Below are 26,691 nucleotides of genomic sequence, written 5' to 3' on the forward strand. Positions count from 1 at the left end.
CTGGATTCGGCTTTTTTTATCGGGAAGATACTGCGGTGGTTGATGTCTTCACGGTCTTGCTTCGTTTGCTTGCGATCATACTTACGCAGGAGACAATTAAGAAGAGGACCATGGCAGCGGCAGCGTATCTGTACATCTCTGCATAGCTAGTAGCGGAGGCAATAATGCCTAGCAGCATCGAGCCGGCAGCAACGCCGAGGTCAATCGTGTTGTAATACAAGCTGTTGGCAAAGCTTGTTTGATGTGGTGCAGCCTCACGCAGCATCCATGCTTGTGTCGTTGGCTGAATGGCGCCAAAGCCAAATCCGTACAGCAAGGCCGAGATAATAATGAGTGGCATCGAATGTGCATAAGACAGAATAATCAAGCTGGCAATGACGATAAATGCGGAAGGTATAAGGACGAGCATTGGTCCGCGGCGATCGAATAATTTGCCGGATATCGGACGAATAACAAGAACGGTAAACACAATAAATAAGAAGAACAAGCCGATCTGCTCAATATTTCGTTGTGCGCCATATAAGGCAATAAAGCCAAGAATACCGCCGTAAGTTATCGACATCAGCATGTTCAATACGGCAGGTACCATCATGCGTGCAGTCGAAGATGAGCGCTGCCCTTGATCGTCGGCAGTAGTCTGAACCGGAGCTGGTTGAATCCTGGCAGGCTGCTGCGGAATACTACGTGTAAGCAGAAGAAGCGGAATTATAATAACAAGTGCGATTGTACCGATCACAGACAAAGTAGTAAATCCGGATTGTTTGATGACGGAGAGGCCAATCATCGGACCAAGCGACATCGCTAAGCTGGTGGAAATACCGAAATAGCCGATCCCTTCTCCCGTTCTTTTCTTTGGAATGATCTGTGTAACTAAAGTAGGGATAATTGTACTAGTCATCCCGAAGCCAACCCCGAAGACAGCTCGCAGAATTAATAATACAGTCATGGATTCAGCGAACGGATAGAGGATAGTGGCTATTGTTGCGAGAACAAGTCCGGAAAACAAGATCACGTTTCGATGAACGACACGAAGCAGCGGCGTCATTGCAAAGCGTGTAACGATCGCTGCTAAGGCGAACAAGCTGGTGACAAGACTTAAGGTGAAGTTATCTGGATGGAATTGTTCTTTTGCATAAGTAGGGAACGGAGACAGCAGCATTTGCAGGCTTAGAAATAACAGCAAATAACTGGCGGTCAACGTAATAAAAGACTTGGTCCAAAGTTTCTCTGGATGTATGTTCATGGTGTATCATTGCTCCTTTTCATGCTCCAATAAGCTGGTTGTATGGTCGTTAAGTTTTCTTAGCAGTTGATTCATAAGCTCATATTCCTCGATGGACATCACTTGCGCGATCTCAGCAATGGTGCTGTATTCAATAGGTTCAATTGCATCCGCAGTTTCTTTGCCTTGCTCGGTAATAAATACCTGGAAAGAACGGCGGTCATGCTCACTAGCGCGCTTCGTTACAAAGCCTTTCGCTTCCAGCGTATCTAATATACGAGTAGTCGTAGGCTTATCCTTGCCTGCCCGATCTGCAATTTCCTTCTGAATTAATCCATCTTCTTCTCGTACGCGGAAGAGAACAGCCCATTGTTCAGGAGTCAATCCAAATTCCTTGATGCGGCCTGCAAAGAAATTCGTAAGCTTCCGATAGGTGGCACCAAGCAAGAAGCCAAGCGAATGATCCAATCCCTTTTGATGCATTTTACTCACGCTCCAAATTAGTTGTTACAACAACTATATCTCTGACAACTAATTTTGTCAAACCGCAAATACAGGATTGGAATTTCGGAAATGGGGGAAAATAAGCGGACTACACATAGAGGAGTTAAGCCAAAAATGAGAAAAAAATCAGCATGGATCCATACGTTATGGATCGCGGCCGTTTTGTCTTTGCTGGTCGCCCAGCATCCGGCTGACGCGCTGGCCGGGCCATTTCATTTTGGATTCAAGAAAAGCGTAGGCGGGCAGCTGCCTTCGATTAATGAAGAGGGCTTCAAAGATGTGGTAATGAAGCATGGAGCGATTTTTCTAGGTGACACGACCAAGAAGGAACTGTATCTCACCTTTGATAATGGGTATGAGAATGGCTATACGGCTAAAGTGCTTGATGTGCTTAAGGAGAAGCAGGTGCCTGCCATATTTTTTGTAACGGGGCATTATGTGAAGGATCAGCCTGAGCTGGTGAAAAGGATGACAGCCGAAGGGCATCTTGTAGGCAATCATTCCTGGACTCACCCAGATATGACACAAATCTCTGCCGAACAAATTCGTACCGAGCTGGAGAAGGTGAAGGAGCAGGTCAATACGCTGACCGGGCAGCAGGCCATGACTTATTTGCGACCGCCAAGAGGAATCTTCAGTGACAATGTGCTAGCGGTAAGTAAGGAATCCGGCTATACGAACGTATTCTGGTCCGTAGCTTATAAGGATTGGGATGTGAACATGCAAAAAGGAGCGGGCTTCGCCTATAATCAAGTCGTCGCCCAGCTTCATCCCGGAGCGGTCATTTTACTTCATACCGTGTCCAAAGATAATGCCGCTGCGCTCGGATCGATTATCGACGAAGCCCGCAAGCAAGGTTATGAGTTTAAGAGCTTAGATCAAATGTCTGTTAAGACTTATGGCAATTAACGTGCAGCAAGGTGCTCGGACGGTTCAAGAATAACGGACCAGCCAAATGGATCTTCTACAGTACCTCTTTGAATACCGGTCAGCGTGTCGTACAGCTTTTGCGACAGCTCGCCGGTATTTCCTTCGTTAATGACATAACGTGTACCTTCCCACGTCAATTCCCCAATTGGAGAAATAACCGCGGCCGTACCTGTTCCAAATGCTTCGACAAGGCGGCCTTCTTGATGAGCTGCTACAACCTCATCGATCGACAGCTGTCTTTCAACAACAGGCACATTCATATGCTTAAGCAGACGGATGATCGAATCACGTGTGATCCCATCGAGAATACTGCCATTCAGTTCAGGTGTAACCACTGTACCATCAATGTTGAAGAAGACGTTCATGCTGCCTACTTCTTCGATATATTTGCGGTGAACACCATCAAGCCAAAGCACTTGAGAAGCGCCATGAGCATAAGCTTCTTCCTGCGCTTTCAAGCTTGCCGCGTAGTTACCAGCAGTCTTCGCGTTGCCGACACCGCCGCGTACTGCGCGAACGTATTGGGATTCCACATGGATTTTAACAGGATGAATGCCTTCCGCGTAGTAAGAGCCAACCGGTGACATGATGATCATAAACATGTATTGTGTTGAAGCATTAACGCCTAGCTGTGCTTCCGTTGCAATAACGAAAGGACGTACATACAGAGAAGTTTCCGCATCAGATGGGATCCAATCGCTGTCAGTCAGAATAAGCTGCTTCAGCGCTTCAAGCGCCAGCTCTTCGTCTACTGCAGGAATGCTAAGACGTTCATTGGAACGATTAAGACGTGCCATATTTTGCTCCGGACGGAACAGACGGATTTTTCCATCACCGGTTAAGTAAGCTTTAAGGCCTTCAAAAATCGTTTGACCGTAATGGAACACTTTGGCTGCTGGATCAAGCGAAATCGGCTGATAAGGCACGACGCGCGGGTTATACCAGCCTGTAGCTGCATCATAATCCATAATGAACATGTGGTCGGTATAATACTTGCCAAATCCAAGCTCAGACGCTTTTGGTTTCGGTTTTTTGTTCGTAGAAAGTTCTATTGTGATGGTTGATTTCATCGTCTTTGATCTCTCCTTGTTGCTAGTTATAGTTGAATCGTACCATGCCAATCGATATATTTAAAGTATCTGTTTTATTGTGAACACATACCGAAAAGGTATATTGGGGGCTGGCTATGGATATAAGACAGTTAAGGTACTTTCTGGCGATCGCCAAAGAAGGACAAATCACTCGTGCGGCGAAAGCGCTCAACATGGAGCAGCCTCCGCTGAGCCGTCAGCTTAAGCTGATGGAGGATGAACTAGGTGTTACCTTGTTTGATCGAAGCGGGAAAGGGCTTGTTCTGACCCATGCCGGCGAGCTGCTGCAGAATAAAGCAGAGAGGCTGCTGCAGGAATTTAACGAGACCATTCATGAAGTAAAAGAGCTGGATGCTGGACTTCACGGTACACTTGCGATCGGCTCTGTCGTGTCCTGTATTTCCTTGCTTCCGAGGCCTATTGAGCAATTCCGCAGGCTGTATCCTAACGTCACATTCAAAATATGGGAAGGGGACCATTTTATCCTCGGCAGTCTGCTTGAGAAGCGGGATATTGAACTGATTGTTGCGAGGATCCCTTTCGAATCGACCTTACATACGCAGCCTTACTCGGTCTTGCCGCTGCCTTCCGATCCCTACGTGGCCGTACTTCCGTCCGGCTGGGTAAGTGACCCGGATAAGAACACATTATTAATGAGTGAGCTTGCGGATCTGCCGTTCCTGACTCTTAAAACCGACAAGACCATCGCCATGCATCATCGCGTCATGATTGAGGCAAGAGCGCATGGCTTTGAACCAAAGGTAATCTGCGAATGCTCTAGTGTAGCAATCATCGTAGCGTTGGTAGCAGCCGGCATTGGAGCAACCGTATTTCCGAAGTCGGTCATGGCTTCTTTTCCTCTTCCATCTATAAAGATGCTCACGATATCAGATGCAGATTTTCAATCAGATGTCGGTATTATTTGGCTCAAGGATCGGTATTTATCCAGAAGTGCACAGAACTTCATCCAGCTGTTCGAAGAATGAGTACGCATTATGGCTTTAAAGTACTAATACATTCCGATGTGGTAAAAAAAAGGATGCAGCATCGTATGCTGCATCCTATTCTTTAGTTGTTCACTTTGATCTCAAGCAGTTCATATTTAATGATACCAATCGGCGCATCAACTTTGATGATATCTCCAACTTTTTTGCCCATTAACGCTTGGCCCAGCGGGCTCTCATATGAAACTTTGTTATTAAATACGTCAGCTTCTGCAGGACCAACAAGGCGGTATTCGATTTTCTCAGATACCTCAATATCGTTCAGAACAACGCTCGAACCAACTCCAACCTTCGTCGTATCAACCGAGTTAGATACACGTGCGGTCTTCAGCATTTTCTCCAGCTGCGTAATTCTTGTCTCCATAAAAGCTTGGTCATCCTTGGCCGAGTGGTACTCGCTGTTCTCTTTCAGATCGCCATAGCTGATGGCTACTTTAAGACGATGTGCAAGCTCGGAACGTTTGACGGTCTTCAGCTCTTCGAGCTCTTCCTCAAGTTTCTTAAGACCCTCGGGTGTTAGAATGATTTCGTTTTTTGCCAAACTCCACAACTCCTGCCATTTATTTGTATCATCTGAATCGCTTTCTACATCTTACACTATCCATGGTGGAAAAGAAACTTGGGTATAGCTCCCAATTGCGCGGAAAATCTAACAATTTTCTAACTAAAAAGCAATTGAAAACTCAAATTTATAGTGTAGGATTTGTCGTGCTGGCATCACGGAATCTTTTATTTATTGTGACCTCGCTCGCCGCTCACGAAGAGCTGAGGTCTTTTTGTTATGCTGACATTACTGAGAGGGTGCATATAAACAGATGAAGAAGAGGTTCAAATTCCCCCAAATATTCCAGACACGCAAGATCGCGCATCGGATGTTGATTACCACGCTGATCATCGCTATTACGATTGTTGCTTCCATGTCTGTTGCGTTATTCCTTTCTAACTCCTCCTTATTTAAAAGTCAGATCAAGAAGGACCTTGCCTTGCAGGCGGATGTGATTACAGCAAGGATGGATGAGGAACTGCAGTCGAAAGTATCCAAAATAAATGCATTAGCAGGTATCGGACAATATTATGGCCAAGATGCGCAGAAGCATGACGAATTAATCCAACATTTTATAAAAGAAAATCCAGATCTTATGTCCCCAGGTTATTCCCTCGATATGACGGGCAAAAATTTCACCGTATCAGGAACTGGTGATCGAATCGATGTATCTGAACGTCCTTATTTCAAATCGGTATCGGAAGGCAAATTAACGGTTAGTAATCCACTCGTGAACAAAGTTGATCCTTCCAAAGTTTCTATCGTTATCGCCGCACCACTTATGCAAAACGGCAAAGCTTATGGATTTTACATATTCGGGTATGAGATCAATGCTGCAGCTGCAATCGTTCGTGATACGAAGGTTGGTGAAACCGGTTATGCCATCTTGATGGACAACAACGGCCTCGTTGTCAGTCATCCGAACGCAGATTTGGTCATGAACAAAACCGTATATGACATGAAAATGCCTGAAACCGTGAAAGCATTCGAATCGGCGAAACAAGGACATAATACGAACTATTCCTTTACCTTTGATGGCGTGAAAAAAATTGGATATGCCGAGGCAACCAAAAATGGTTACGTTATTCAGCTGTCGATACCGGAAAAAGAAGCGATGCAGCCGGTAACGGATATGCTGTGGAAAACAATCGGAGTTGCACTAGTGATGACGCTGCTGGCACTTATCGCCACTTATATCTCCGCAACCCAAATGGCGAAACCAATCGTGTACATAACGAATGTCATTAAAGTACTCGCAGGCGGCGATTTAAGGCCGAGGCTTGAAGTAAAAACGAAAAATGAACTGGGCACTCTAGCGGATCATATGAATCAAATGCTGGATTCCTTCTCGGACACCATTGGCAAAGTAAGCTTTGCTGCGGAACAGCTTGCTGCATCCTCGGAAGAGCTGACGGCAGCGTCTGTTGATTCTGTCGATATTTCCAGCCGGATCGGTGATGCCATTCATAATGTCGCAACAGCTGGAGAGAATCAGATGGTGGCCGCTGAACAGACCTCAACCGCGATGGAAGAGATGGCTACTGGTGTGCAGAGAATTGCAGAATCGTCCTCTGTTGTTGCAGAAGCATCCCAAACCTCGTTGGATGAAGTTCAGCTTGGGCAGGTTGCTGTTACGCATGCAGTAGAACAAATGAAGCTGATCCATGCTTCCGTTGGCAAGTCGGCCGAAGAAGTACGTGAGCTGGAATTGAAATCGAATCAAATCGGCAGCATCGTGTCCGTCATTCAAGAGATTACAAATCAGACACAGCTTTTGTCGCTAAACGCTTCAATTGAAGCGGCAAGAGCAGGGGAGCATGGCAGAGGATTTGCTGTTGTGGCGAATGAAGTGAAGAAGCTGGCAGAGCAATCGGCTCATTCAGCATCTGAGATTACGAAGCTGATTCAAGAAGTTCAAGGAACAACGGTAAGAGCGGCACATGCGATGAATCAAGGGGTTGAAGATGTCGGAATCGGCTCCGAGCTGATTAATGAAGCTGGTGAAGTATTTGGCAGAATCACAGCGACCTTCCAGGAAATCTCCAGCCAAATCCAAGAGGTATCAGCTGCATCGGAACAAATGTCCGCAGGCACAGAAGAGGTGACAGCGTCTATGACAGAGATTGCTGCCATGACCCAATCGACACATAGCCACTCCCAAAGTATATCGCTGGGCTCGCAAAAACAGCTGGCATCAATGAAAGATATTTCTGCATCTGCGGAAGATCTTAGCCATATGGCACAGCATTTGCAAGAAGTGCTGTCGAAGTTTAAGACAAGCTAGATAATTTTGATTCTTGCTGCTAGAAATGGTACATTATTGAAGGATTGCCATTCAGCAATCATAATATGATTCGTACAGGGAGAGATCTAGATGTCCGTTGATGCTTATTTGAACTTTAATGGGAATTGCCGAGAAGCGGCGGAGTTTTACGCAGTAGTATTCGGTTTAGACAAGCCTAAGCTCATGACATTTGGTGAAGTGCCACCACATCCGGATTATCCATTGCCTGAAGAAGCAAAAAACATGATTATGCACACTCGCCTGAACATTGGTGGAAGCAATGTGATGTTCTCCGACGTCTTCCCTGGTATGCCGTTTACTGTCGGTAACAATATTACTCTGGCATATGTTGAAGACGAAGAAGAAAAAATTCGTACGGCATTTAACCGATTGAGTGATGGCGGTACGATCGTTATGGAGCTTCAAGAGACGTTCTGGAGTAAACTGTATGGACAGGTTACCGATAAGTTTGGTATTCAGTGGCAGTTTAACTTGGGAATTAACGAATTCTAATACTTGTCTAACAAAATAGAGGGAACCAGTTGTCTATAGGACAAGCTGGTTTCTTTTTTTATAGTGAAAAAGTGGCTATTCCCTTATAGGAACAAATGTTCTATAATGGTGATATGGAGAACACTAACAATATGAGATTGTCGAAGAGGGGAACACCATTGGCTGAGCCGTTAAAAGAAATGTATCATGAAGCCTTTCTAAGGCAATTTATCTATAAATTAAAGGCCGCATACCCTTCATTTGATACAGAATCGTTTGTATCACAGGTGATGAATGAGACGTGGGAACAATTAGAGTTGAAAGGACGGATTCGTCAAATTGCCATCGTGCTTGGCAAGCATTTGCCTTCCGATTATGAGGATGCATTAGCTGTTTTGTATGCCATATATGAGGAATGCTCGGGCTTTCCTTATTTATTTTTCCCGGATTTTGTAGAGGTGTATGGAGGGGCAGAGGAGCATTGGGAGCTGTCTATGCAAGCATTAGAACGATTCACTACCAAATCCTCGGCAGAGTTCGCTGTACGTGTATTTTTGCTTCGAGATCCGGAACGTATGGTCCGACAAATGTTAATCTGGGCTCAACATCCTGATGAGCATGTACGCCGATTGGCAAGTGAAGGCTGCAGGCCGCGTCTGCCATGGGGACAAGCACTTCCTGTCTTCAAGAAAGATCCATCGCCGATTCTTCCAATTCTAGAGTTATTGAAGGAAGATCCATCTTTGTATGTGCGTAAAAGCGTCGCAAATAATTTGAATGATATTGTTAAGGATCATCCGGATGTAGTCATAGAGATGGCCCGCAGATGGAAAGGGCAAAATCCTTATACGGACTGGATTATTCGGCATGCCTGCCGGAATTTGATACGCAAAGCTCATCCGGAGGTACTCGCTTTGTTCGGCTATGCAATGGAGGAGGAGGAATCAGATCCGATCATAACTTCGGCATCCTTGCATGCTCGTCCAGCGTTGTTGGAAATTGGAGATAACTGCCGTCTGGATTATGTGCTGCAAGCCAAAGAAGGTGAGCCGATGCATCTACGGATTGAATACGGCATAGATTTCGTGAAATCTGGAGGGAAAACTTCTCGTAAGCTGTTCCTCTTATCGGACAAAACCGTTCCTGGCGGTTCAACGCTCTCGGGCAGCAGAGTTCACCGTTTTGCGGATTTATCAACCCGCAAACATTATGCTGGAGAGCATCGTATCACCTTGCTGGTAAACGGAGTTGAAGTGGCAAGCTCGACAGTTGAGCTGGGTGCCGCTGAAGTAGAGTGAAAAAGAGAAGAGCTATGTCGCAGCCTTAGGCTTCGGCATAGCTCTTTACTGTAAATTGGTAGAAAGCAGCAGAGTATTTCTCCATGACTTGCGCTTCGTGGACAAGCTGAAAGCCATGCTGCTCATATAATTGGCGAAGGGAAGGGCGGTCAGAGGCACAATCCAGCTTCAGATAGCTTTTATGTAAGTCATGTGCACGATTTTTAGCGAATTCAAGCATTCTGCTGGATAATCCAGCCTTCGCATATTTTCTTCTGATGCACAGCTTGTGGAGATAGAGGGAATCGTTGGACAGATCCTCCGGCCAGAAGAAGCTGTCTTCTTCTTGTAAGATCATGACGGCGGCGACTTCTCCGCCAATTATGGCTGCATACACGTTGTCCTTGGTTAGGCCATGTAATAGTTGATCTAGTGTAAGATCGGATTCATCCCACATCGGAACGTTATTGTTTGCGATCCATCTTGCCCCTTCAGTCAGGACATCTATAAAAGTGTTTAACTCTGAATCATGAATTCTTCGAATGGTTATTTCCACTTCGTGTATTCTCCTTTTAGAAGGAAATCATTCCGCCTCGTTCGTCAAACACGGCAGTGGGATTCCACGCCACTTCCCATAGATTATTTTCCGGATCTGCGAAATAAGCCGTCCGTCCTCCCCAGAATGCATCGCTAGGTTCTCGTAATATTATTCCGCCAATTTCCCGGATTTGTTCAATGGTGGAGTCTACTTGAGACGGCTCGTCCACATTAATAGCATACGAAACAGCACTGTAAGCTTGTTTATCCTGCGTGAAAGTTACGCCGGCATCTTGGGCTAATTCTTCAATCGGGAACAAAGACAGGATTACTCCTGCTGTAAGAAATGCGGCGTAATTATCTGAGCTGCTCGGAGTTTCTTTCCATCCCAAACGCTGGTAAAAGGCACGCAGTGCAGGCAAATCATAGGCACCTATGGTTATTAGGCTTACTCTTTGTGGAATCATTGGTGATTCTCCTTCTGAGGAAGATGGGATAATGCTCCAATTATATCTTGTTGTATTTTAGGGTGGCAATATCAAAAAAATGAGTCGAATATTCGTGCTGGAGAAGTTATGATGAAAAGCTTTACAACGTAACTATATAGGTGGAGTAAATGGAGTTATCGGTGGATCTTTTATTAGAGTGGGACAGTGTGTGCATTTTACTCCACTAGTTGGTGGATTTACATTGCGATGATCGGGAATCGAACAGGTACAGCGGATAAAAGGAGGTGCTGTTAGTGAAGCGCCGCAAGCTGAATCGAGCCCATTCTGGATCCTCACGGAAAATGAAGGGCTTTGGTCATGATACAGGGACAGTTTTGCTGCTTCTACAAGAATTGAGGGCCATTATTCCAGTCTTATTCCAAGATAATGCGACTGAGAATGTCGTTTTGCATTTACGGGATATTTTGGGACGGCTGTTGACGTTGACCCAAGCTTCTCGAATAAAAAATGCCAATAAAGCCCGGCTGCTGGCCAAATTGGAGCTTACTCTAATTGCAGCAAAGGTCACGCCTTTTGCACCATTAAGTGTAGGAATGGCTTTACAACAACTGATGGATGTTCTGTTGTCGATTGTGAAGCAGGGATGTTTGGATCCGAATTATACGAGCAAGTTTATTGCCATTATCTTATCTATTCAGGTCATGATTACGAATGGCCTTAGATGCCATTGTCCACCTGGTCCTTCTGGACCAACTGGACCGACAGGGCCAGCAGGATTTGCTGGTGCGACTGGAGCAGCAGGAGCAGCTGGTGTGCAAGGAGTCATGGGAGATCCTGGTGAAGCGGGGGCAATAGGAGCAACAGGAGCAACTGGAGCGACTGGTGTTGGGGAGATGGGAGCAACTGGTGCAGTTGGGCCAACAGGGCCTACAGGAAGCAACGGTGGTGATACAGGTGAGACAGGTGCAACGGGGGCGACGGGAGAGACAGGACCTACGGGAGCAACTGGGGCAACTGGTGTAACTGGTTTTGGGGAGACAGGGACGACGGGAATGACAGGTGTGACAGGGGTAACGGGAGTTACGGGAGCGACTGGTGCGACTGGTGATACCGGTGCAACAGGAGGAACGGGCTTTGGGGAGACAGGAGTTACGGGAGCAACCGGAGCAACTGGTGCAACGGGCGAAATAGGATTATTAGGGGCAACTGGTGCAACGGGTACGACAGGGGAGACAGGGGAGACAGGAGCAACAGGTACCACGGGTGCAACAGGCGTGACGGGTGCGACAGGGGTAACGGGAACAACGGGCGAAACTGGTGCAACGGGAGCAACAGGTGCGACAGGGGGCACAGGCGAAACAGGAGCAACAGGAGCAACTGGTGAAACGGGTGCAACAGGTGCAACGGGTGAAACAGGAGCAACGGGAGCCTCGGGTGCGACAGGGGTAACGGGAGCAACCGGTGTAACAGGTGCGACAGGAGCAACTGGTGAAACGGGTGCAACGGGTGAAACAGGAGCAACAGGAGCAACGGGAGCGACAGGGGTAACAGGAGCAACAGGTGCGACAGGTGCAACGGGGGAAACAGGAGTAACGGGAGCGACAGGGGCAACAGGTGCGACGGGGGCAACAGGCACGACGGGAGCCACTGGAGCAACAGGGGCGACGGGAGCGACAGGCGAAACTGGTGTAACAGGAACAACAGGGGCGAATGGTGCTACAGGAGCAACGGGAGCAACGGGCGAAACAGGAGCAACTGGTGCGATAGGGGCGACTGGAGCAACAGGGGCGACAGGAGCAACAGGAGCGACAGGTGTAACGGGAGCCACGGGTGTAACAGGTGCGACGGGAGTAACAGGAGCAACAGGAGCAACGGGTGAAACAGGGGCAACAGGAGTAACGGGTGCAACAGGAGAAACCGGTGTAACAGGAGCAACAGGGGTGACTGGGGCGACGGGAGCCACAGGAGCAACCGGTGTAACAGGAGTAACAGGAGCGACTGGGGCGACAGGCGAAACAGGAGCAACGGGAGCCACAGGAGCAACTGGAGCAACGGGGGTAACTGGTGCGACAGGGGCAACAGGTGCTACGGGCGAAACAGGAGCCACCGGAGCAACAGGAGCTACAGGAGCAACTGGTACAACAGGAGCCACCGGAGCAACGGGGGCGACGGGAGCAACAGGGGCAACGGGAGCAACGGGTGAAACTGGTATAACAGGAGCCACAGGAGCCACGGGTGAAACTGGTACAACAGGAGCCATCGGAGCAACAGGAGCTACAGGAGCAACTGGTACAACAGGAGCCACCGGAGCAACTGGTGCGACGGGAGCAACAGGGGCAACGGGAGCAACAGGGGCAACGGGAGCAACGGGTGTAACAGGAGAAACGGGCGAAACAGGAGCTACCGGAGCAACTGGTGCGACAGGGGTAACGGGAGCCACGGGTGAAACTGGTACAACAGGAGCCACCGGAGCAACAGGAGCTACAGGAGCAACTGGTACAACAGGAGCCACCGGAGCAACTGGTGCGACGGGAGCAACAGGGGCAACGGGAGCAACAGGGGCAACGGGAGCAACGGGTGTAACAGGAGAAACTGGAGCAACAGGGTCAACAGGAGTAACAGGAGTAACGGGTGCGACAGGAGTAACGGGCGAAACAGGAGCTACCGGAGCAACTGGTGCGACAGGAGCAACAGGAGCAACTGGGGCGACGGGAGCAACAGGGGCAACGGGAGCAACGGGTGTAACAGGAGCAACGGGTGTAACAGGAGAAACGGGAGCAACAGGGTCAACAGGAGTAACAGGAGTAACGGGTGCGACAGGAGTAACGGGCGAAACAGGAGCTACCGGAGCAACTGGTGCGACAGGAGCAACAGGAGCAACTGGTGCGACGGGAGCAACAGGGGCAACGGGAGCAACGGGTGTAACAGGAGAAACGGGTGCGACAGGAGTAACGGGCGAAACAGGAGCTACCGGAGCAACTGGTGCAACAGGAGCAACGGGAGTAACAGGAGCAACAGGAGCAACAGGAGCAACAGGAGTAACGGGTGAAACTGGTGCAACAGGAGCAACGGGTGAAACAGGAGCAACAGGAGCAACGGGTGCGACAGGGGAAACAGGAGCAACAGGAGCGACGGGAGCAACAGGGGCAACAGGATCGACAGGAGCGACGGGAGCAACAGGGGCAACAGGATCGACAGGAACAACGGGAGCAACAGGTGCAACGGGAGCTACAGGTGAAACGGGTGCCACAGGTGCGACAGGGGGGACGGGTGAAACAGGAGCGACAGGTGCAACTGGGGAAACAGGAGCAACAGGAGCAACAGGGGCCACAGGTGTAACGGGAGCGACAGGAGCCACTGGCGAAACTGGTGCTACAGGAGTTACAGGAGCAACGGGAGCAACAGGAGCAACGGGAGTAACAGGAGCAACCGGTGTAACAGGAGCCACGGGTGCAACTGGTGAAACAGGAACAACCGGGGTGACGGGAGCAACAGGAGCAACGGGGATAACAGGGACGACAGGATTAACAGGTGCCACCGGAGTAACCGGAGCAGCGGGCACAACAGGAGCCTCTGGAGCAACAGGAGCAACAGGAGCAACGGGAGCAACCGGAGCAACAGGTGCCACGGGCCCGAATATTTTATCTGAAGGGTTTTCTGGTTTTATTAGTACGTTAAGTCTTTCAGCTAGTCAGCAATTGACGAGCTGGTCGACGGCATCTCCTTATTTTCCTAGCGCAAACTTTAATGCGACGACCGGAAACTATACGGTTCCGGTAACGGGTCGGTATGAGATACTTGCGACGATTAACTATTCTACTTCGGCTGCTATTTCCCTTTCTCTAGGAGCAGGCGTCAATCCAGCCTATGCTGTTCAGCGAACATCGCCTGTGGCTACGACTCTAATTAGCGGATTGTTTCCATTACTCAACATAAATGTGACTCTCCTTAATCTTCGAGCGGTATTAGGCAATGGAACCGTTACATTGTCAGGGGATGTTACTTTAACAGCAGGAGATGTGATTGGTTTGTTTTATGTAGCAGATGGACTTACTATCAATTTAATTTTAGGAGGTGCCAACACTAACGGTATTGTTTGGAGCATGCATCGCTTAACGTAAAAAAGAGGAGATTAGCCAGAAAGAAATAGATCCAAGGCTATAACGATGATCTGAACGCACCTTACTGGTGCGTTTTCTTACTAGCTAATATCTTAACGTACATACAAGCTCTCTCTTTTTTTCATATAATCTAGTATTCATGAACAAAAAGGGTGAGCTAAATTATGAGTGATGGGATAACAGGTTATACGGGACTGACGGGACAGACCGGTCCAGCCGGGCCACAGGGAATTACCGGGCCTCCAGGGCCGCCGGGGATAACAGGAATGACAGGGATGACGGGAGCGACAGGTCCAACTGGGCCTACTGGGTTAACCGGACCTAGGGGGCCGCAGGGTATTCAAGGACCTCCAGGCCTAGCGGGGTTGCCGGTTAACAGCTTTGGAGATGCAGGAATACTCTCTGAGGTCAAAATAGTAAAAGGTGAGCCAATCGTAGTTACAGACTGCTTTGAATCGGAGAATGCAGAGCTTCAAAGCGGTTCGATTGTTGTACCGGATGCAGGACTGTATCTCGTTACTTATTCCGTCAACGTTACGCTGCAGCCCGTGTCGGAGATTACTTTTATTATTGCTGTAGATGGTGATTTGGAAGGGAAAACACGAGGCAGACTTGCAAACGGTAAGAATAACGATTCAATAACAGTAGGAGTCGGCAGAACACATCTGTTATCCCTACTGCCTGATTCAGCCTTAACATTGGTTTGCGAAAATATGAATGGCACGGTAACGGCTTTTGAACCGGTTTTAACGGTTATCAAACTTCGAGATTTGTAGGATTTCCAATATTTTATAATAGATGGCTATATGTTATCCTCTCTATATCACTATGATAAGGGGGAAGCTGGTGGCCGTTCCTAAGAAGGCACAGGAGGTTTTGGATCAACATTGTATCCGATTGGAGCAGGAACTCCCTAATGTGGTCGAAGCTTATCATCTATTTGGCTCTGTTTCAATAGGGGCATTTCAGGAAGGGTTAAGTGATCTTGATTTTGTAGCTGTTACGAGTAGACCGTTAAGGGAGCGGGAAGTGCAGGTTCTGGAGCAAATTCATCGTGATCTCGAACAGAAAATCCCCACAATAAGTCTGGATGGCAGATATGTCGTGAGGGAGGATATAGAGAGGCTGGCTTATAAAGATTGTCCTTATTACTATTTTAATAGCGGTAAGCTTGTGGGTATTGATAGATTTCACAAGAACTCGATAGATGCGTATCAGCTCAAGCAGTACGGCATCCCAATCTTGGGCAAAGATCCGCGTACGTACGATTACACCGTCGATTGGGACCTTTTAGCTCAGAATATGAAACGGAACATCGAACAGTATTGGATGAATTGGAAAAGAAAAGTCGAGAGGTTCCCTGCCAGCCTTGGCATGTTGTATAAAGGTTGGATGATCGAGTGGGGTGTCTTAGGGGTCTCACGTATCTATTATTCCATTCGGGAACAGGACATGATCTCTAAGACTGGAGCTGGTGAGTACGCCCTACAGCATGTCCCAACTAGATGGCATCGCATCATTCAGGAATCGATACAGTTACGAAGCGGCTCCAAGAAGTCGTTGTATCGCTCTAGACTCCAAAGAAGGAAAGATGCGCTAGCTTACATGGACTATCTGATGAAGGAGTGTTTACGTGAATAAGATAGAGACGGTTATCTTCGATCTTGACCAGACTTTACTCGATAAGCACGAATCCTTAATCTTGTTCGCAAACCATCAATATGAAGCTTTTTCATTAGTGTCCTGCAACAACGTCAGTAGGGAATTTTTCATTGAGAAGTTTGTGGAGCTGAATCATGCTGTTCGGCCAAAAGAAGAAGTGTATGAGGAATTAATTGCTTTTTTCCAAATCGAGAGCGCTTTATTTCCTGCTATGTTAGAAGACCTGAACCATAACTTCCATGAATTTGTTATTGGATACCCTGGTTTGGTGGATATGCTGCATGCGTTGAAAACAGCAGGTTACAAAATAGGCATGATTACGAATGGCAGAGCATTTTATCAGTTGAGCAAAATTAAGTCTCTTGGTATTGAAGGTTATTTTGACGATATTATTATTTCTGGTGCAGTGGGTATGAGAAAACCAGATCCTGCGATCTTCCAATTAGCTCTCGCTAATCTTGAAGCCTCTGCAGAACGTACCGTTTTTGTTGGAGATAACGTCAAGGCAGATATAGTTCCTTCGAAACAAATGGGAATGAGAACGGTATTAAAAAGTAAGATTGCTCATAATGAATATGCGGATGAGATCTGTAACGATTTGTTTGAGCTGCCTAGCATCATTGCAAAGCTTGCATAACAAAAACAACCGGGACACAAGATGAGTGTCCCGGTTTCGTTTGGTTAATTCGCTTCTAAGAATTTCTCCATTTCAGTACGGTTTGTACCATCCTCAGAAGGAACCGTATTTGTTACACCCCAATAATCGCGTTGAACCGTTTCTTTATTAGGGAAAGCGTATAAGTCCAGATCATGAAGGATACGATGCATGAAACGTAAAGCATCCGGGTCATGCTTTTCACGGGCAATATTGGCCAGCTCAATTAAAGTGTTCATATCCAATTGCAAGCCCTGTACACTCGTTAGCGCTTTACCGATTTCCTCATATTTATTCGTATTGAATGCATCAGAGGTTAAAAATTCATTCCAAGCATCATCATTATCAGATGCGAAATTATCCAGTCCTCCACCCGTAACCTTTAAGTCAAAGGCAGCATGGAATTCTTTTATCGTCGTAATCGCACGGCCTTCTGTTGAGTTTGCCTCAAAATCAACCTGCGGAACATGCAGTGGTTTGTTCGTTGCTGCCGTATTGGATTGATCAGCAGCTTCGACTTTATCTCCATCGTCCATTGCTTTCAGAACGAAATTAGCGCCAATTGCCCCAGCGCCGCATATCAGTACGAAAGCGATAGCCGCTCCAATTAAATTCTCTTTCACTCTCAAATGAATAATCCTCCTTAGATGACTGTTAGGAATCGTAAACTTTAGTTTACCAAAATATAATTTCGAAAAGGTTTCTCTTAAATTATTTTAATAATTATTTACTTCGAATATAGGTTTCGTAAAGAAAAGCTAGGATAAGACGGTGATGAATATTTTTCCTTATTTATACAATTGTACGCGAATTTGTTAGGTTGGTTGCGGTTCATCTAGAAGAGAAAAGAAAGGACCCCAGCTTCATGCTGAAGTCCTTTTTTAGGTTGTTACTTACTCAGGTAGAAATTGGAATGACTTGAAATGGAATTGACTTCCCGGAAGGAAGATAAAGGTGACGGTCTGTGGTCCAGTAATACGATCCAGTGTATACTCACGCTCGCAATATTCTTCGGAGTAAGCGAATTCCAGGAGCTGTTTCGAATCACCATCTGGACCACTGAACAGGACATGAATCGTATTGTTGTCAATCGGAGACTGACCATTGATCACGAGCTTACCTGCTCCCACATCCCCAAAATCCATATCCTCAAACACTAAGGAAACGTTATTGCCGATATTTTGAATAGAATCGCTAGCTAGCGTGTAGGTATCTCCATAGATCCGATTATTATCAAGTGCTTCAAGGCGTTCAAAAGCCTTAATGGCTTTATTGAATTGGAAGCCTTTCAGATGGATTTTCCGATTCAGAACAAAGCTGAGGGACGTAATCCCCTTCAATCTCCGCGGCAAACGGTAAGTCTCTTCTTGATAGACGTTCCATTTGGTCTGTTTGTGATAGGACACTTGGGTAATCAAGGAGGCGTTTGGCTCACCAGGAATGCCTTCCCATATGTCAATCAGGAACTGTGCACTGTCCAAAGAGAAGATCGGTAATGTCAATTCATCCGTGCCAAAGCTGCCGAAATCAATATTGTCAAAGCAGATCCAGCTCTCACCATCTCTGCTTGTTGCAACACCACGTTCATTGCCATTGGTCAGATTGCGGCTTGACACGCTGTGATAACCGGCCGATACAAACTCATACGGATTGATAAATGCTTGTCCGACGCCGTTAATCCGGAATTCCATTAAGGAATAAAGTCGGGTTTTGTCAGCACCATTCTTCGTCGCACAACGGATATAGAAATCCCCATCGCTAAGTGCTGTTACGATGGCTTCTTGGCCATTTGCCTGCAGGCTTGCGATATTTGCATCCACTCCGGCTACGTTCGTAATCCGCCATTCAATCTCCTTATATGTGGCATTTCTAGGGTGAATAACGACTTGAACCGGAAGGGAGCGGGTATCAGCAGTTAGTTCATTTCCTTGCGGGCAGATAATCTCCAGCTTACGAACGGGAATTTCATCAGTCTCTAAATCTTCAACACGAGCTTCAGTAGACACGCCCGGGTTATAAGTATACAACGAGTATTCTTCAGTTGAATCGGCAGTTACAGGGTCAACGGAGGTTAACGTAATCTCGCTGGTCGTCAAGCCGTTGGAGGCTGCTCGAACTGTAATGGTTCCGCTCTCCAGTGTTGAGGCAATAACAGCAAGAAGCTTGCCGCTGAACATCCGGCGGTTAGTTCCTTTGTACGAATCGTAATCCGTGCTGTCGCCATTATCCAACCCGACAAGACGGCCAGGTCCATCAACTGATACATGTATCCGATTATTTGCGTTATCTACCGGCAGACCTTCATGGTCGAGGGCAGAGATCTCGATGAAGATCAGATCAGAACCATCGGCGGTTACGGTATCTTTATCCGGTGTGAGCTGGATGGCAGCTGCATCTCCAAAGGAGGACTTCACATCGGTCGCAATCGGGTTGCCCAACTCATCGTAGGCAACAGCACGCAGAACGCCTTGTTTATAAGGGATCTGCCATTCACCAAGCAGCTTCTGTCCATGAACGTGGTCGATCTCATAAGTACCCATCGATACTTCATTGAAGAACAGCTCAATCTTTGGTGCATTCGAGCATACACGCACATCAATTAACTGACCTTCAGAGAAATCCCAATACGGGAAAATATGAACCATCGGCTTAACTTTATAATCGGTCCATTCCGCCTGATAAATATAGAACGAGTCTTTCTTGAACCCAGCGGTATCCAGCTGTCCGAAATACGAGTTCTTCGTGTGATATGGGGTTGGCTCACCAATATAATCAAAGCCGGTCCACAGAAATTGTCCCATCGAGAAGGTTGCATCACGGTCAGCAATGATACAGGCTTCCGTGCTTCTTGCTCCCCAACTAGTGGAGCTGTTGCCAAGGGAAGAGCATTGCTCATCATCATCCGCCAAGACGGATTGGGCAAGAGGGAAGTGGTAAATACCACGGCTTTGTACGGTCGAGCAGGTTTCACTGCCATATATGAACCAGTCCGGATGTTCTTCGTGATGCTGCTGATAATATTTATCTCCATAGTTATAGCCAGCGAACTTGACCAAATCCGCACATTTCTGGGCGTTCTCCCATGGCATATAGTTAGAGCCAATGGTGACAACAGCATTGCCTTTTGGATCATGGAAGTGAACCTTGTCCCGAAGCTCAATCGTAAGAGCTTGTCCGCGTTCATCAGCATGGGTATCATAGATTTCATTGCCGATACTCCACATCAGCATGCTGGGGTGGTTGCGGTCTCTGCGAACCCAGCTGGCAATATCCTTTTCCCACCAGTCGGCATAAAATCTCGCAAAGTCATAAGTCGTTTTCGCCCGTTCCCACATATCGTACGCTTCGGATACAATAAGGATTCCCATCTCATCTGCTAATTCCATAAGCTCTACAGCAGGCATGTTATGAGCAGTTCGAATGGCGTTTACACCCATTTCTTGAAGGAGGGCAATTTGTCTTCTTAGTGCCGTTTTATTCACTGCTGCACCAAGGCAGCCTAAATCATGATGCTGGCAGACACCTTGGAGCTTGACGTGACGGCCATTGAGGAAGAATCCTTTTTCCGTATCAAATTCAAATGTCCGGAAGCCGAAGGTTTGTTGTTCTACATCAATAACAACATCATCGGCAATAAGCTCCGTCTGGAGCTTATAACAGTTCGGCTGTTCGATATCCCATAGGAGCGGATCCTGAACCGTCAGGACGCTACTATAGGTTACCGTCTGATCAGCTTCTGATTGGAGGGAAACTTCAGCTTGGCCAATAATTGATGATGAGGCATCCAAAATGCTGTGGCGCAGCTTAAATTCAGCCGCACTAACCTGTTTCGTAAATACGACCTCGGTATCCACCTCAACGGCCCACGCCTCACCTTGATTGGAAGCAGAAATATAGATCCCATCCGAAGCGAGATGTGTATTAGGTGAGATGACCAGCCATACGGGACGGTAGATCCCTGCACCAGAATACCAGCGGGAGTTCGGAGACTCATGAATTACCTGGACGTAGATTTCATTGTCGCCATTTAATAAATAAGGAGTAATGTCGAATTCAAACGTCGAGTAACCATTTTTCCAGGTACCGACTTCGCGTCCGTTGACATAGAGCTTCGAGTTCATGTAAACGCCTTCAAATCGCAGTGAATAACAGGTGTGAGGATCGATCTCAGTAAGAGTTATGGTTTTGCGATACCAGCCAACACTGTTCTCATACAGATTGTTCGAATCATAGATCAGCCAATCATGTGGGATGGTGATGGGGGACCAAGGAATCTCACCAGCTTTAATTGTATCTATCTCGGTTCCTAGCGGATGCTTGGAGAAATACCAGTCATTATTCAGCTTCTGTTTTTGGCTCATGGGGCGAACTCCTTTCACTCTTGCAATTCTACTTCGATAGTGGCATTGAAGTACCCTAAAGTGCAATGAAAATACAAAAGAAGTAATATTATTCGAGTATATCATTTAATTATCTAAGTGAAGACCGTATGAAGTATGGAATTGAATAATGAGCTTAAATCCTATAAAATTAAGGCATAAGTCCCATTTTTGTAAACTATCGGATTAATGTGAGGAAAAGAAGGGGAGCTGAGGAAGATCTCTACAATTCGATCCATCCTATTGTGTGCGAAGTTATCACAGCAGTTCGTAGCCATCTTAACGGAAGAAGGCAAGAAGTGGAGCGGGAAGATCGAGAAGGTAGAAGAGCAGTTTGTACAGCTTCGATACGATGACAGCATGCTCATTCATGTACCTATCTGTATGATTGAAGAAGTTACAATGGCCTAATAAAGTCTCGGGCAAGCTGACTCAGCTTGTCTTTTTTTATATAGTAGTGAGCCGTTATCCTTGTGCATGAATTGTCGGATAGGCAGGAACAGCTTTTGCTATTCTATTGATAGGAAAGGAGGAAGGCAATGAATACGCTGGACAATATGAACAAAGCCTTGAAATTTATCGAAGACAATCTGACAGAGGAGATTGATTTCAAAGAAGTAGCGAAGCGGGCGTGCTGCTCGGAATACCATTTTACAAGAATGTTCTCATTCCTTGCCGGAGTAACGTTATCCGAGTATATCCGCCGCCGGCGCTTGACACTCGCAGCCTTTGATCTTATGGATTCGTCATCTACTCGAGTGATTGATATTGCAATCAAGTATGGTTATTCATCACCGGATTCCTTTACGAAGGCATTCCAAGGCGTACACGGCATTACACCGTCAGAGGCGAGACATAGCGGCCAGTCTCTCAAAGCTTTTCCACGTATGTCCTTTCAATTATCTGTAACAGGGGGAGACGAAATGAATTACCGGATTGAAGAGAAGGAAGCATTCAGTATCGTTGGCATTATGAGAAGGGTTCCCATTGTGTTTGAGGGAGTGAACCCAGAGATTGCAGCTATGTGGCAAAGCTTGAACGAGGAATGGATTAATAAGATGAAGTCTTTGTCCAATATTACTCCAAATGGTCTGTTAAGTGCCTCCGTTCATTTCTCAGAAGGTCGTATGCAGGAAAAAGGGGAGTTGGATCACTATATTGGGGTTGCAACTACTGAAGCTTGTCCGGATGAATTTAGTGAGTTGAAGGTTGCTTCAAGCACCTGGGCTGTATTCGAAGCCGTTGGTCCATTCCCAGCAACTCTTCAGAATATTTGGGGCCGAATCTATTCGGAGTGGTTCCCGTCCTCGAATTATGAAGTGGCTGAGGGTCCAGAAATCTTGTGGAACGAGCATAAGGATATTACATCGCCGACCTATCGGAGCGAGATTTGGATTCCGGTGGCGAGGAGAGCATAGCTCAAAAAGTATATATAGAAAGGGCACCTGCTGAAGGGTGCCTTTTCTGCATTATTCTAAGTTTAGCTCATGTCTTACATTCGTTACCCATTGGTTGTGGAATCCCTGTGCGGAATTGGAAAATACTTGAACAAAGTCGGTTGGCGTTCTAATAATCTTGTTAAGTGATTCCTGTCCATAACGCTTAAGGATAAACTCACATAACAAATAGGAGAACTGGAAGCCTTTCTTCGTATCAAAATCCCATGTATTGTCTTCCAACTCTTCAAAGGTAGGAACTTCTCCACATCGTACCAACTCTAAAATTGAATCATTAATATATTCTCTTGTCATTAATCCAGCTTCGAATCCGCCTATACCCTGGTATAACCATTTTGGTGCGGCCGGATTAATATCCTTCACTAGCCAAATGGTAAACAAATGTAAGGTTGATTTGAGAATAGAGGAATAAGTGTGCTCTGGACCCGGGTTCAAGGGAGAAGTGATTTTGATCGTATTTTCTTCAATCATACCCATGAACCAATTCGGAGCGTCAGGCTCCAGAACCGCTTGATGAAAAGTGTATAGATCCGGATAGATTTCAATCGTTAATGGATTGGTTGGCTGATGCTGCAATTCTGTACAAATTCGGTCGACATGTACTCGCAGGTGTTCGATGATATCTTGATAGATCTGTGTATCAGTTTTTAAATTAACTTTTGATTCGACATTTTTACTTACGATCGAGATGGAATCTATAATGGATAACATTTTTTGAGCCTCCCAATTATAAAGTTCCGTTCTAAGCCTTGCTATCGCTCTGTATAATCGATTCTTCACGGCACTCATCCGCATACCAACAAGCTCGGCTATCTCCTTAAATGTACAACCAACATCATAATGCAGAGAGATGATTTGTCTATCGAGCGGGCTTAGTTGAATGAGAGCACGAGTCACATCTATTCTTAATTCAACGTTCTTGGTGAACTCTAACGTAATGAACTGATTCTCCTGATCGAGTAGATCCATTGAAGATTCCAAGGTTCTGTGTTTTTTTCTAAATTCGTTCTTTAAGGTGTTATTCGCGATATGACAGAGCCAAGTGAATACACTTGCGTCTCCACGGAATGTATCCCAATTTTCCATTGCTTTCACAAAAGTTAACTGCGTTACGTCCTCTGCTGTCTGAATGTCGACCTTCAGTGCGAGGAATCGGTATATTTTTTTGTAATAGTTCTCATAAATTTCTTCTAGTTTGTCATTGGGCCCAGACACGTATGTGATCCTCCTTTGTCTTCACATATGATTAGACACTGAAAAGCTGGAATTGGCCACAGTAAGTAATTAAATTAATTGGTTAATTTTAACAAGGAGATATGCCATAATAGCCTTATTGAATCTAGGGAGGGAATCATGAACAGCGGTTTTTTAATGGATACAGATCACAATCGGCATAATACACTCAGGCAAACGAAACGAGCAGCGCTTTTCGCCCTGCAGGAATATGAGCTGGTATGGGATTCCATACATTTCATCCAAGTGTCTGAGCATGTCACTTTCCGAATTGATTGCGGGGAGGGTGACAAGTACTTACTTCGGATACATTCAGGGAACAAATCAGCTGAAGCAACGCTGTCCGAATTGGAATGGTTAAATCACTTGGGGCGTAAGGAGATTATAGTGCCAAATGGGGTCATGAATCGGGAGATCTCACTCATCACAACCCTTCCGGATGAAGATGGCCAAACTTATTATGCAACATTGCTCCGCTGGGTTGAAGGTGAGCGCTTGGATAAATGGTCACTTACGGATGAGCATATTCAACAGATGGGGATGCTGATGGCGGACCTTCACACGGGTAGTTCTGATTTTGCCGCTAGCAGAGATTTTACTCGTCCTCACTGGGGCAGCGACAGCTTTAAACGGGATTGGGAGCATTTGCAGCGGCATCATCATTCTTTTATTACGGATGAAGCTTTTCAACTGTACACGATTGCTGCGGTAAAAGTCGCGAATTTGCTTGATACCTTTGTAGCAGAGGAACAAGATTATGGCATGATCCATGCGGATTTGCACAGCGGGAATGTTGTTTTTCATCATGGCAAACCATACGCAATTGATTTCGGAAGATGCGGCTATGGCTTTCATATGTATGACATCGCTCAAGCTGTTATGGGTCTTCGACCGACGCAAAGAAGGCTTTTTATTGAAGGTTATGAAAAGGTTCGACTGCTAAGCAGCAAGGCTATTTCGATGCTGGAGTGCTTCTTCATTATGTCGATTATCGAAGCGTACAGTTTCCATGCAGAGAACGAGCTTGAGACGGAAGGCTTAATCGAGGAACAGCCATACGCTAGAGCAATATTAAATGCCTATCTGAACGGTGAACCGTTCTTGTTTCAGGTGCTGGATGAATAATTATGAATGACAGGAAGCCATCTACAAAAGGAGGGCTTCCTTTTTCATGTTCAGACACTGTCGGTTGATTACGAGTCAATAAGCTTCAAACTAATGATGCAGCATATAATTCCTGCAATGAACAAGATTCTCTTTGGGTTACGTGGTTCCTTGTAGAAAAGCATGCCAACAATAGCTCCTCCAACCGTACCAATCCCTGTCCATACCGCATAACCAGTGGAGAGGGGGATGGTTTCTAAAGCTTGAAGCAGCAGTTGGAAGCTGATAATGAATGCAGCGATCATCAAGAGGTTGTTTGGCCAGTTATTTTTCTTCGCAACCTGTTTGATTCCGATAACCCCAACGACCTCCAGTAATCCCGCTATGATCAAAAAAGTCCAACTCATTGCTTCCGCCCCCCATCTGATGTCAGCTTTAATCCAATAATGAACACCAGCAGAAGCAAAATAATACCGATTTTGAGAAGCGAGATGTCGCCATTCTCAAAGATAGCTTCAACGATCACAGTTCCGATGGTCCCGATGCCTGCGAACACCGCATAGGCCGTGCCGATCGGGATGACTTTTGCTGCGCGAATAATGAGATCAAAGCTGACGAGCAAGGAGATAAGGACGATTAAGGAGGGGATCGCTTCATACTTGAAGCCGGATGCCCAGACGATCTCCAAAGCACCGCCAATGGCGATATATAACCAAGCTCGATTTTGAGAGAGTACTTTTTCTTTTTTTAAAGGCTCCTCAGTCATTCCGGGTCACGTCCTTCCAAATAATAATCAACTATACGGTCAATGTAAGCCATGGTTGCTTGATCAAGGCCAAGAACCTTCTCCGTCTCGCCATCTTCGGGACGGATGTAATTCCAATACTTATCAACGAGAGAGTCGTTATCCCCGAACCAGCTTTGCATGATATGGATCAATCTTTCAGCCAAATGCTGCGAAATCTCGGAGTGAGGCGGCTCATCAAGATGGTTATGGATATCCAGCAGCAGCTTAACCCACTCTGCATTACGAGGATCATCCGAATCGAGGCGTGGTAGCGAGGAAAGGGTCTGCAGCTCATCATCTTTAAAAACGGACTGACGCTTAGTGTATTGGGGCTGCTGATCTGCGGACGGTTTATCTGCTTGCAGAGAATGAATAAATTGCAGCAGCTCAGAAGCGTCGATCTTCCTTCTCAGCTCTATAGTATGAAGGGAAACATGCAGCATCCGATCCAGCAGAGCTAGACGTTCATGCTCTTGCTTCACGAAATCAATCTGTTGCCGAATGGCTTGTGACCATTGTTCAGCGTACGGGAGTCCATGATTATCCTGCAGAATTGCTTGGATCTGTGCCAGCGTAAAGTCAAGCTGCTTCAAGACAGTAATATGATGAAGAGTCATGACTTCCAGATCCGAATAGTAGCGATAACCATTCTCCGCGAGATGGGAGGGAGATAACAGACCCAGCTTATCGTAATATTGCAAGGTTCTTACCGAAATTCCTGCCTGTTTCGCAAGCTCGCCAATTCTGTACATAAGAGGGATGCTCCTTCCCTTGAATTAAGTTATTTGTATTATAAAGCATGACGTATACGTAATAGTCAAGGGTGCGGCTGTTATTTCCATCCCTATTTCTCAAAGAAAATAATTGTTGCATTTTGTCAAATCGACTTATATAATAAAAACATCTTAAAGTTAAGATAATTAAATTAAAGATAAATAATTGGGATGAAGAGGAGGCGG

The 26,691-nt window shown here is 46.3% G+C and carries 24 protein-coding genes; 12 read left to right on the forward strand and 12 right to left on the reverse strand.

Translation table 11 applies throughout. The features are described from left to right. Nucleotides 1–16: 16 nt before the first annotated feature. Together FHS17_RS01905 and FHS17_RS01910 are read right to left on the reverse strand one after the other, a co-directional pair. Complete coding sequence (locus FHS17_RS01905; RefSeq protein ID WP_167273421.1) at nucleotides 17–1,243, reverse strand: MFS transporter; 1,227 nt, start codon at nucleotides 1,241–1,243, stop codon at nucleotides 17–19. Nucleotides 1,244–1,249: 6 nt separating this feature from the next. Beyond that, nucleotides 1,250–1,705 carry a MarR family winged helix-turn-helix transcriptional regulator gene (locus tag FHS17_RS01910; protein ID WP_167273424.1) on the reverse strand — a complete coding sequence of 152 codons (456 nt, stop codon included), beginning with the start codon at nucleotides 1,703–1,705 and terminating at the stop codon, nucleotides 1,250–1,252. Between the two features lie 135 nt (nucleotides 1,706–1,840). On the opposite strand from FHS17_RS01910, the gene pdaA reads away from it, so the two are divergent. After that, on the forward strand, nucleotides 1,841–2,635 hold the full coding sequence (pdaA, locus tag FHS17_RS01915) for a delta-lactam-biosynthetic de-N-acetylase (protein ID WP_167273428.1): 795 nt from the start codon (nucleotides 1,841–1,843) through the stop codon (nucleotides 2,633–2,635). On the opposite strand, the gene FHS17_RS01920 is transcribed toward pdaA, so the two are convergent. Next, complete coding sequence (locus FHS17_RS01920; RefSeq protein ID WP_167273430.1) at nucleotides 2,632–3,726, reverse strand: branched-chain amino acid aminotransferase; 1,095 nt, start codon at nucleotides 3,724–3,726, stop codon at nucleotides 2,632–2,634. The two genes, pdaA and FHS17_RS01920, sit on opposite strands and share 4 nt — an antisense overlap. Before the next feature lie 116 nt (nucleotides 3,727–3,842). On the opposite strand from FHS17_RS01920, the gene FHS17_RS01925 reads away from it, so the two are divergent. Next, on the forward strand, nucleotides 3,843–4,733 hold the full coding sequence (locus FHS17_RS01925; protein WP_167273432.1) for a LysR family transcriptional regulator: 891 nt from the start codon (nucleotides 3,843–3,845) through the stop codon (nucleotides 4,731–4,733). Between the two features lie 82 nt (nucleotides 4,734–4,815). Here FHS17_RS01925 and greA read toward each other — a convergent pair whose 3' ends face one another. Continuing rightward, entirely contained in the window at nucleotides 4,816–5,292 is a 477-nt protein-coding gene (greA, locus tag FHS17_RS01930) for a transcription elongation factor GreA (RefSeq protein WP_167273435.1), read from the reverse strand. A 274-nt stretch (nucleotides 5,293–5,566) separates the two neighbouring features. On the opposite strand from greA, the gene FHS17_RS01935 reads away from it, so the two are divergent. The 3 genes from FHS17_RS01935 (at nucleotide 5,567) to FHS17_RS01945 (ending at nucleotide 9,369) form a co-directional block, all read left to right on the forward strand. After that, a complete protein-coding gene (locus FHS17_RS01935) occupies nucleotides 5,567–7,579 on the forward strand; it encodes a methyl-accepting chemotaxis protein (protein WP_167273442.1) in 2,013 nt (670 codons plus the stop codon). Between the two features lie 90 nt (nucleotides 7,580–7,669). Then, nucleotides 7,670–8,092, forward strand: coding sequence for a VOC family protein (locus FHS17_RS01940; protein WP_167273447.1), 423 nt, complete (start codon nucleotides 7,670–7,672; stop codon nucleotides 8,090–8,092). 158 nt (nucleotides 8,093–8,250) lie between these two features. Next, on the forward strand, nucleotides 8,251–9,369 hold the full coding sequence (locus tag FHS17_RS01945; protein ID WP_167273451.1) for a DNA alkylation repair protein: 1,119 nt from the start codon (nucleotides 8,251–8,253) through the stop codon (nucleotides 9,367–9,369). A gap of 25 nt (nucleotides 9,370–9,394) precedes the next feature. Here FHS17_RS01945 and FHS17_RS30335 read toward each other — a convergent pair whose 3' ends face one another. Together FHS17_RS30335 and FHS17_RS01955 are read right to left on the reverse strand one after the other, a co-directional pair. Further along, nucleotides 9,395–9,904: a GNAT family N-acetyltransferase gene (locus tag FHS17_RS30335; protein WP_167273455.1), complete on the reverse strand. Its 510-nt coding sequence runs from the start codon at nucleotides 9,902–9,904 to the stop codon at nucleotides 9,395–9,397. A 16-nt stretch (nucleotides 9,905–9,920) separates the two neighbouring features. Further along, nucleotides 9,921–10,352 (reverse strand): VOC family protein, encoded by a 432-nt coding sequence (locus tag FHS17_RS01955; protein WP_167273459.1) that lies wholly within the window; start codon nucleotides 10,350–10,352, stop codon nucleotides 9,921–9,923. Nucleotides 10,353–10,675: 323 nt separating this feature from the next. On the opposite strand from FHS17_RS01955, the gene FHS17_RS01960 reads away from it, so the two are divergent. From FHS17_RS01960 to FHS17_RS01975, 4 genes are all read left to right on the forward strand, one after another. Beyond that, on the forward strand, nucleotides 10,676–14,455 hold the full coding sequence (locus FHS17_RS01960; RefSeq protein WP_167276301.1) for a collagen-like protein: 3,780 nt from the start codon (nucleotides 10,676–10,678) through the stop codon (nucleotides 14,453–14,455). Nucleotides 14,456–14,619: 164 nt separating this feature from the next. Next, nucleotides 14,620–15,231 (forward strand): collagen-like protein, encoded by a 612-nt coding sequence (locus FHS17_RS31170; protein ID WP_167273464.1) that lies wholly within the window; start codon nucleotides 14,620–14,622, stop codon nucleotides 15,229–15,231. Nucleotides 15,232–15,331: 100 nt separating this feature from the next. Further along, a complete protein-coding gene (locus FHS17_RS01970) occupies nucleotides 15,332–16,096 on the forward strand; it encodes an aminoglycoside adenylyltransferase domain-containing protein (RefSeq protein ID WP_167273468.1) in 765 nt (254 codons plus the stop codon). After that, nucleotides 16,089–16,754, forward strand: a complete 666-nt coding sequence (locus FHS17_RS01975) for an HAD-IA family hydrolase (RefSeq protein ID WP_167273471.1) — start codon at nucleotides 16,089–16,091, stop codon at nucleotides 16,752–16,754. Before FHS17_RS01970 ends, FHS17_RS01975 begins: the two co-directional genes overlap by 8 nt. Nucleotides 16,755–16,798: 44 nt before the next feature. Here FHS17_RS01975 and FHS17_RS01980 read toward each other — a convergent pair whose 3' ends face one another. Continuing rightward, nucleotides 16,799–17,401: a hypothetical protein gene (locus FHS17_RS01980; protein ID WP_167273475.1), complete on the reverse strand. Its 603-nt coding sequence runs from the start codon at nucleotides 17,399–17,401 to the stop codon at nucleotides 16,799–16,801. A gap of 264 nt (nucleotides 17,402–17,665) precedes the next feature. Next, nucleotides 17,666–21,133 carry a glycoside hydrolase family 2 TIM barrel-domain containing protein gene (locus FHS17_RS01985; RefSeq protein WP_167273478.1) on the reverse strand — a complete coding sequence of 1,156 codons (3,468 nt, stop codon included), beginning with the start codon at nucleotides 21,131–21,133 and terminating at the stop codon, nucleotides 17,666–17,668. A gap of 261 nt (nucleotides 21,134–21,394) precedes the next feature. Here FHS17_RS01985 and FHS17_RS01990 point away from each other — a divergent pair, with 261 nt between their 5' ends. Together FHS17_RS01990 and FHS17_RS01995 are read left to right on the forward strand one after the other, a co-directional pair. Beyond that, nucleotides 21,395–21,562: a hypothetical protein gene (locus FHS17_RS01990; RefSeq protein ID WP_167273481.1), complete on the forward strand. Its 168-nt coding sequence runs from the start codon at nucleotides 21,395–21,397 to the stop codon at nucleotides 21,560–21,562. Nucleotides 21,563–21,690: 128 nt separating this feature from the next. Further along, a complete protein-coding gene (locus FHS17_RS01995; RefSeq protein WP_167273484.1) occupies nucleotides 21,691–22,569 on the forward strand; it encodes an AraC family transcriptional regulator in 879 nt (292 codons plus the stop codon). Nucleotides 22,570–22,620: 51 nt separating this feature from the next. On the opposite strand, the gene FHS17_RS02000 is transcribed toward FHS17_RS01995, so the two are convergent. Further along, nucleotides 22,621–23,823: a sigma-70 family RNA polymerase sigma factor gene (locus FHS17_RS02000; RefSeq protein ID WP_167273488.1), complete on the reverse strand. Its 1,203-nt coding sequence runs from the start codon at nucleotides 23,821–23,823 to the stop codon at nucleotides 22,621–22,623. 138 nt (nucleotides 23,824–23,961) lie between these two features. On the opposite strand from FHS17_RS02000, the gene FHS17_RS02005 reads away from it, so the two are divergent. Next, nucleotides 23,962–24,966, forward strand: coding sequence for a phosphotransferase enzyme family protein (locus tag FHS17_RS02005; RefSeq protein ID WP_167273492.1), 1,005 nt, complete (start codon nucleotides 23,962–23,964; stop codon nucleotides 24,964–24,966). A gap of 68 nt (nucleotides 24,967–25,034) precedes the next feature. Here the strand turns inward: FHS17_RS02005 and FHS17_RS02010 are convergent, their stop codons facing one another. From FHS17_RS02010 to FHS17_RS02020, 3 genes are read right to left on the reverse strand one after another with little or no spacing between them, the layout of a single operon-like run. Next, nucleotides 25,035–25,352 carry a DMT family transporter gene (locus FHS17_RS02010; RefSeq protein WP_167273496.1) on the reverse strand — a complete coding sequence of 106 codons (318 nt, stop codon included), beginning with the start codon at nucleotides 25,350–25,352 and terminating at the stop codon, nucleotides 25,035–25,037. Then, on the reverse strand, nucleotides 25,349–25,711 hold the full coding sequence (locus tag FHS17_RS02015) for a DMT family transporter (protein ID WP_167273501.1): 363 nt from the start codon (nucleotides 25,709–25,711) through the stop codon (nucleotides 25,349–25,351). The genes FHS17_RS02010 and FHS17_RS02015 overlap by 4 nt, the downstream gene beginning before the upstream one ends. Beyond that, nucleotides 25,708–26,484 carry a MerR family transcriptional regulator gene (locus FHS17_RS02020; protein ID WP_167273505.1) on the reverse strand — a complete coding sequence of 259 codons (777 nt, stop codon included), beginning with the start codon at nucleotides 26,482–26,484 and terminating at the stop codon, nucleotides 25,708–25,710. Before FHS17_RS02020 ends, FHS17_RS02015 begins: the two co-directional genes overlap by 4 nt. Nucleotides 26,485–26,691 lie beyond the last annotated feature (207 nt).

Origin of the sequence: Paenibacillus lupini (assembly GCF_011761355.1) — a bacterium.
Classification (GTDB): domain Bacteria; phylum Bacillota; class Bacilli; order Paenibacillales; family Paenibacillaceae; genus Pristimantibacillus; species Pristimantibacillus lupini.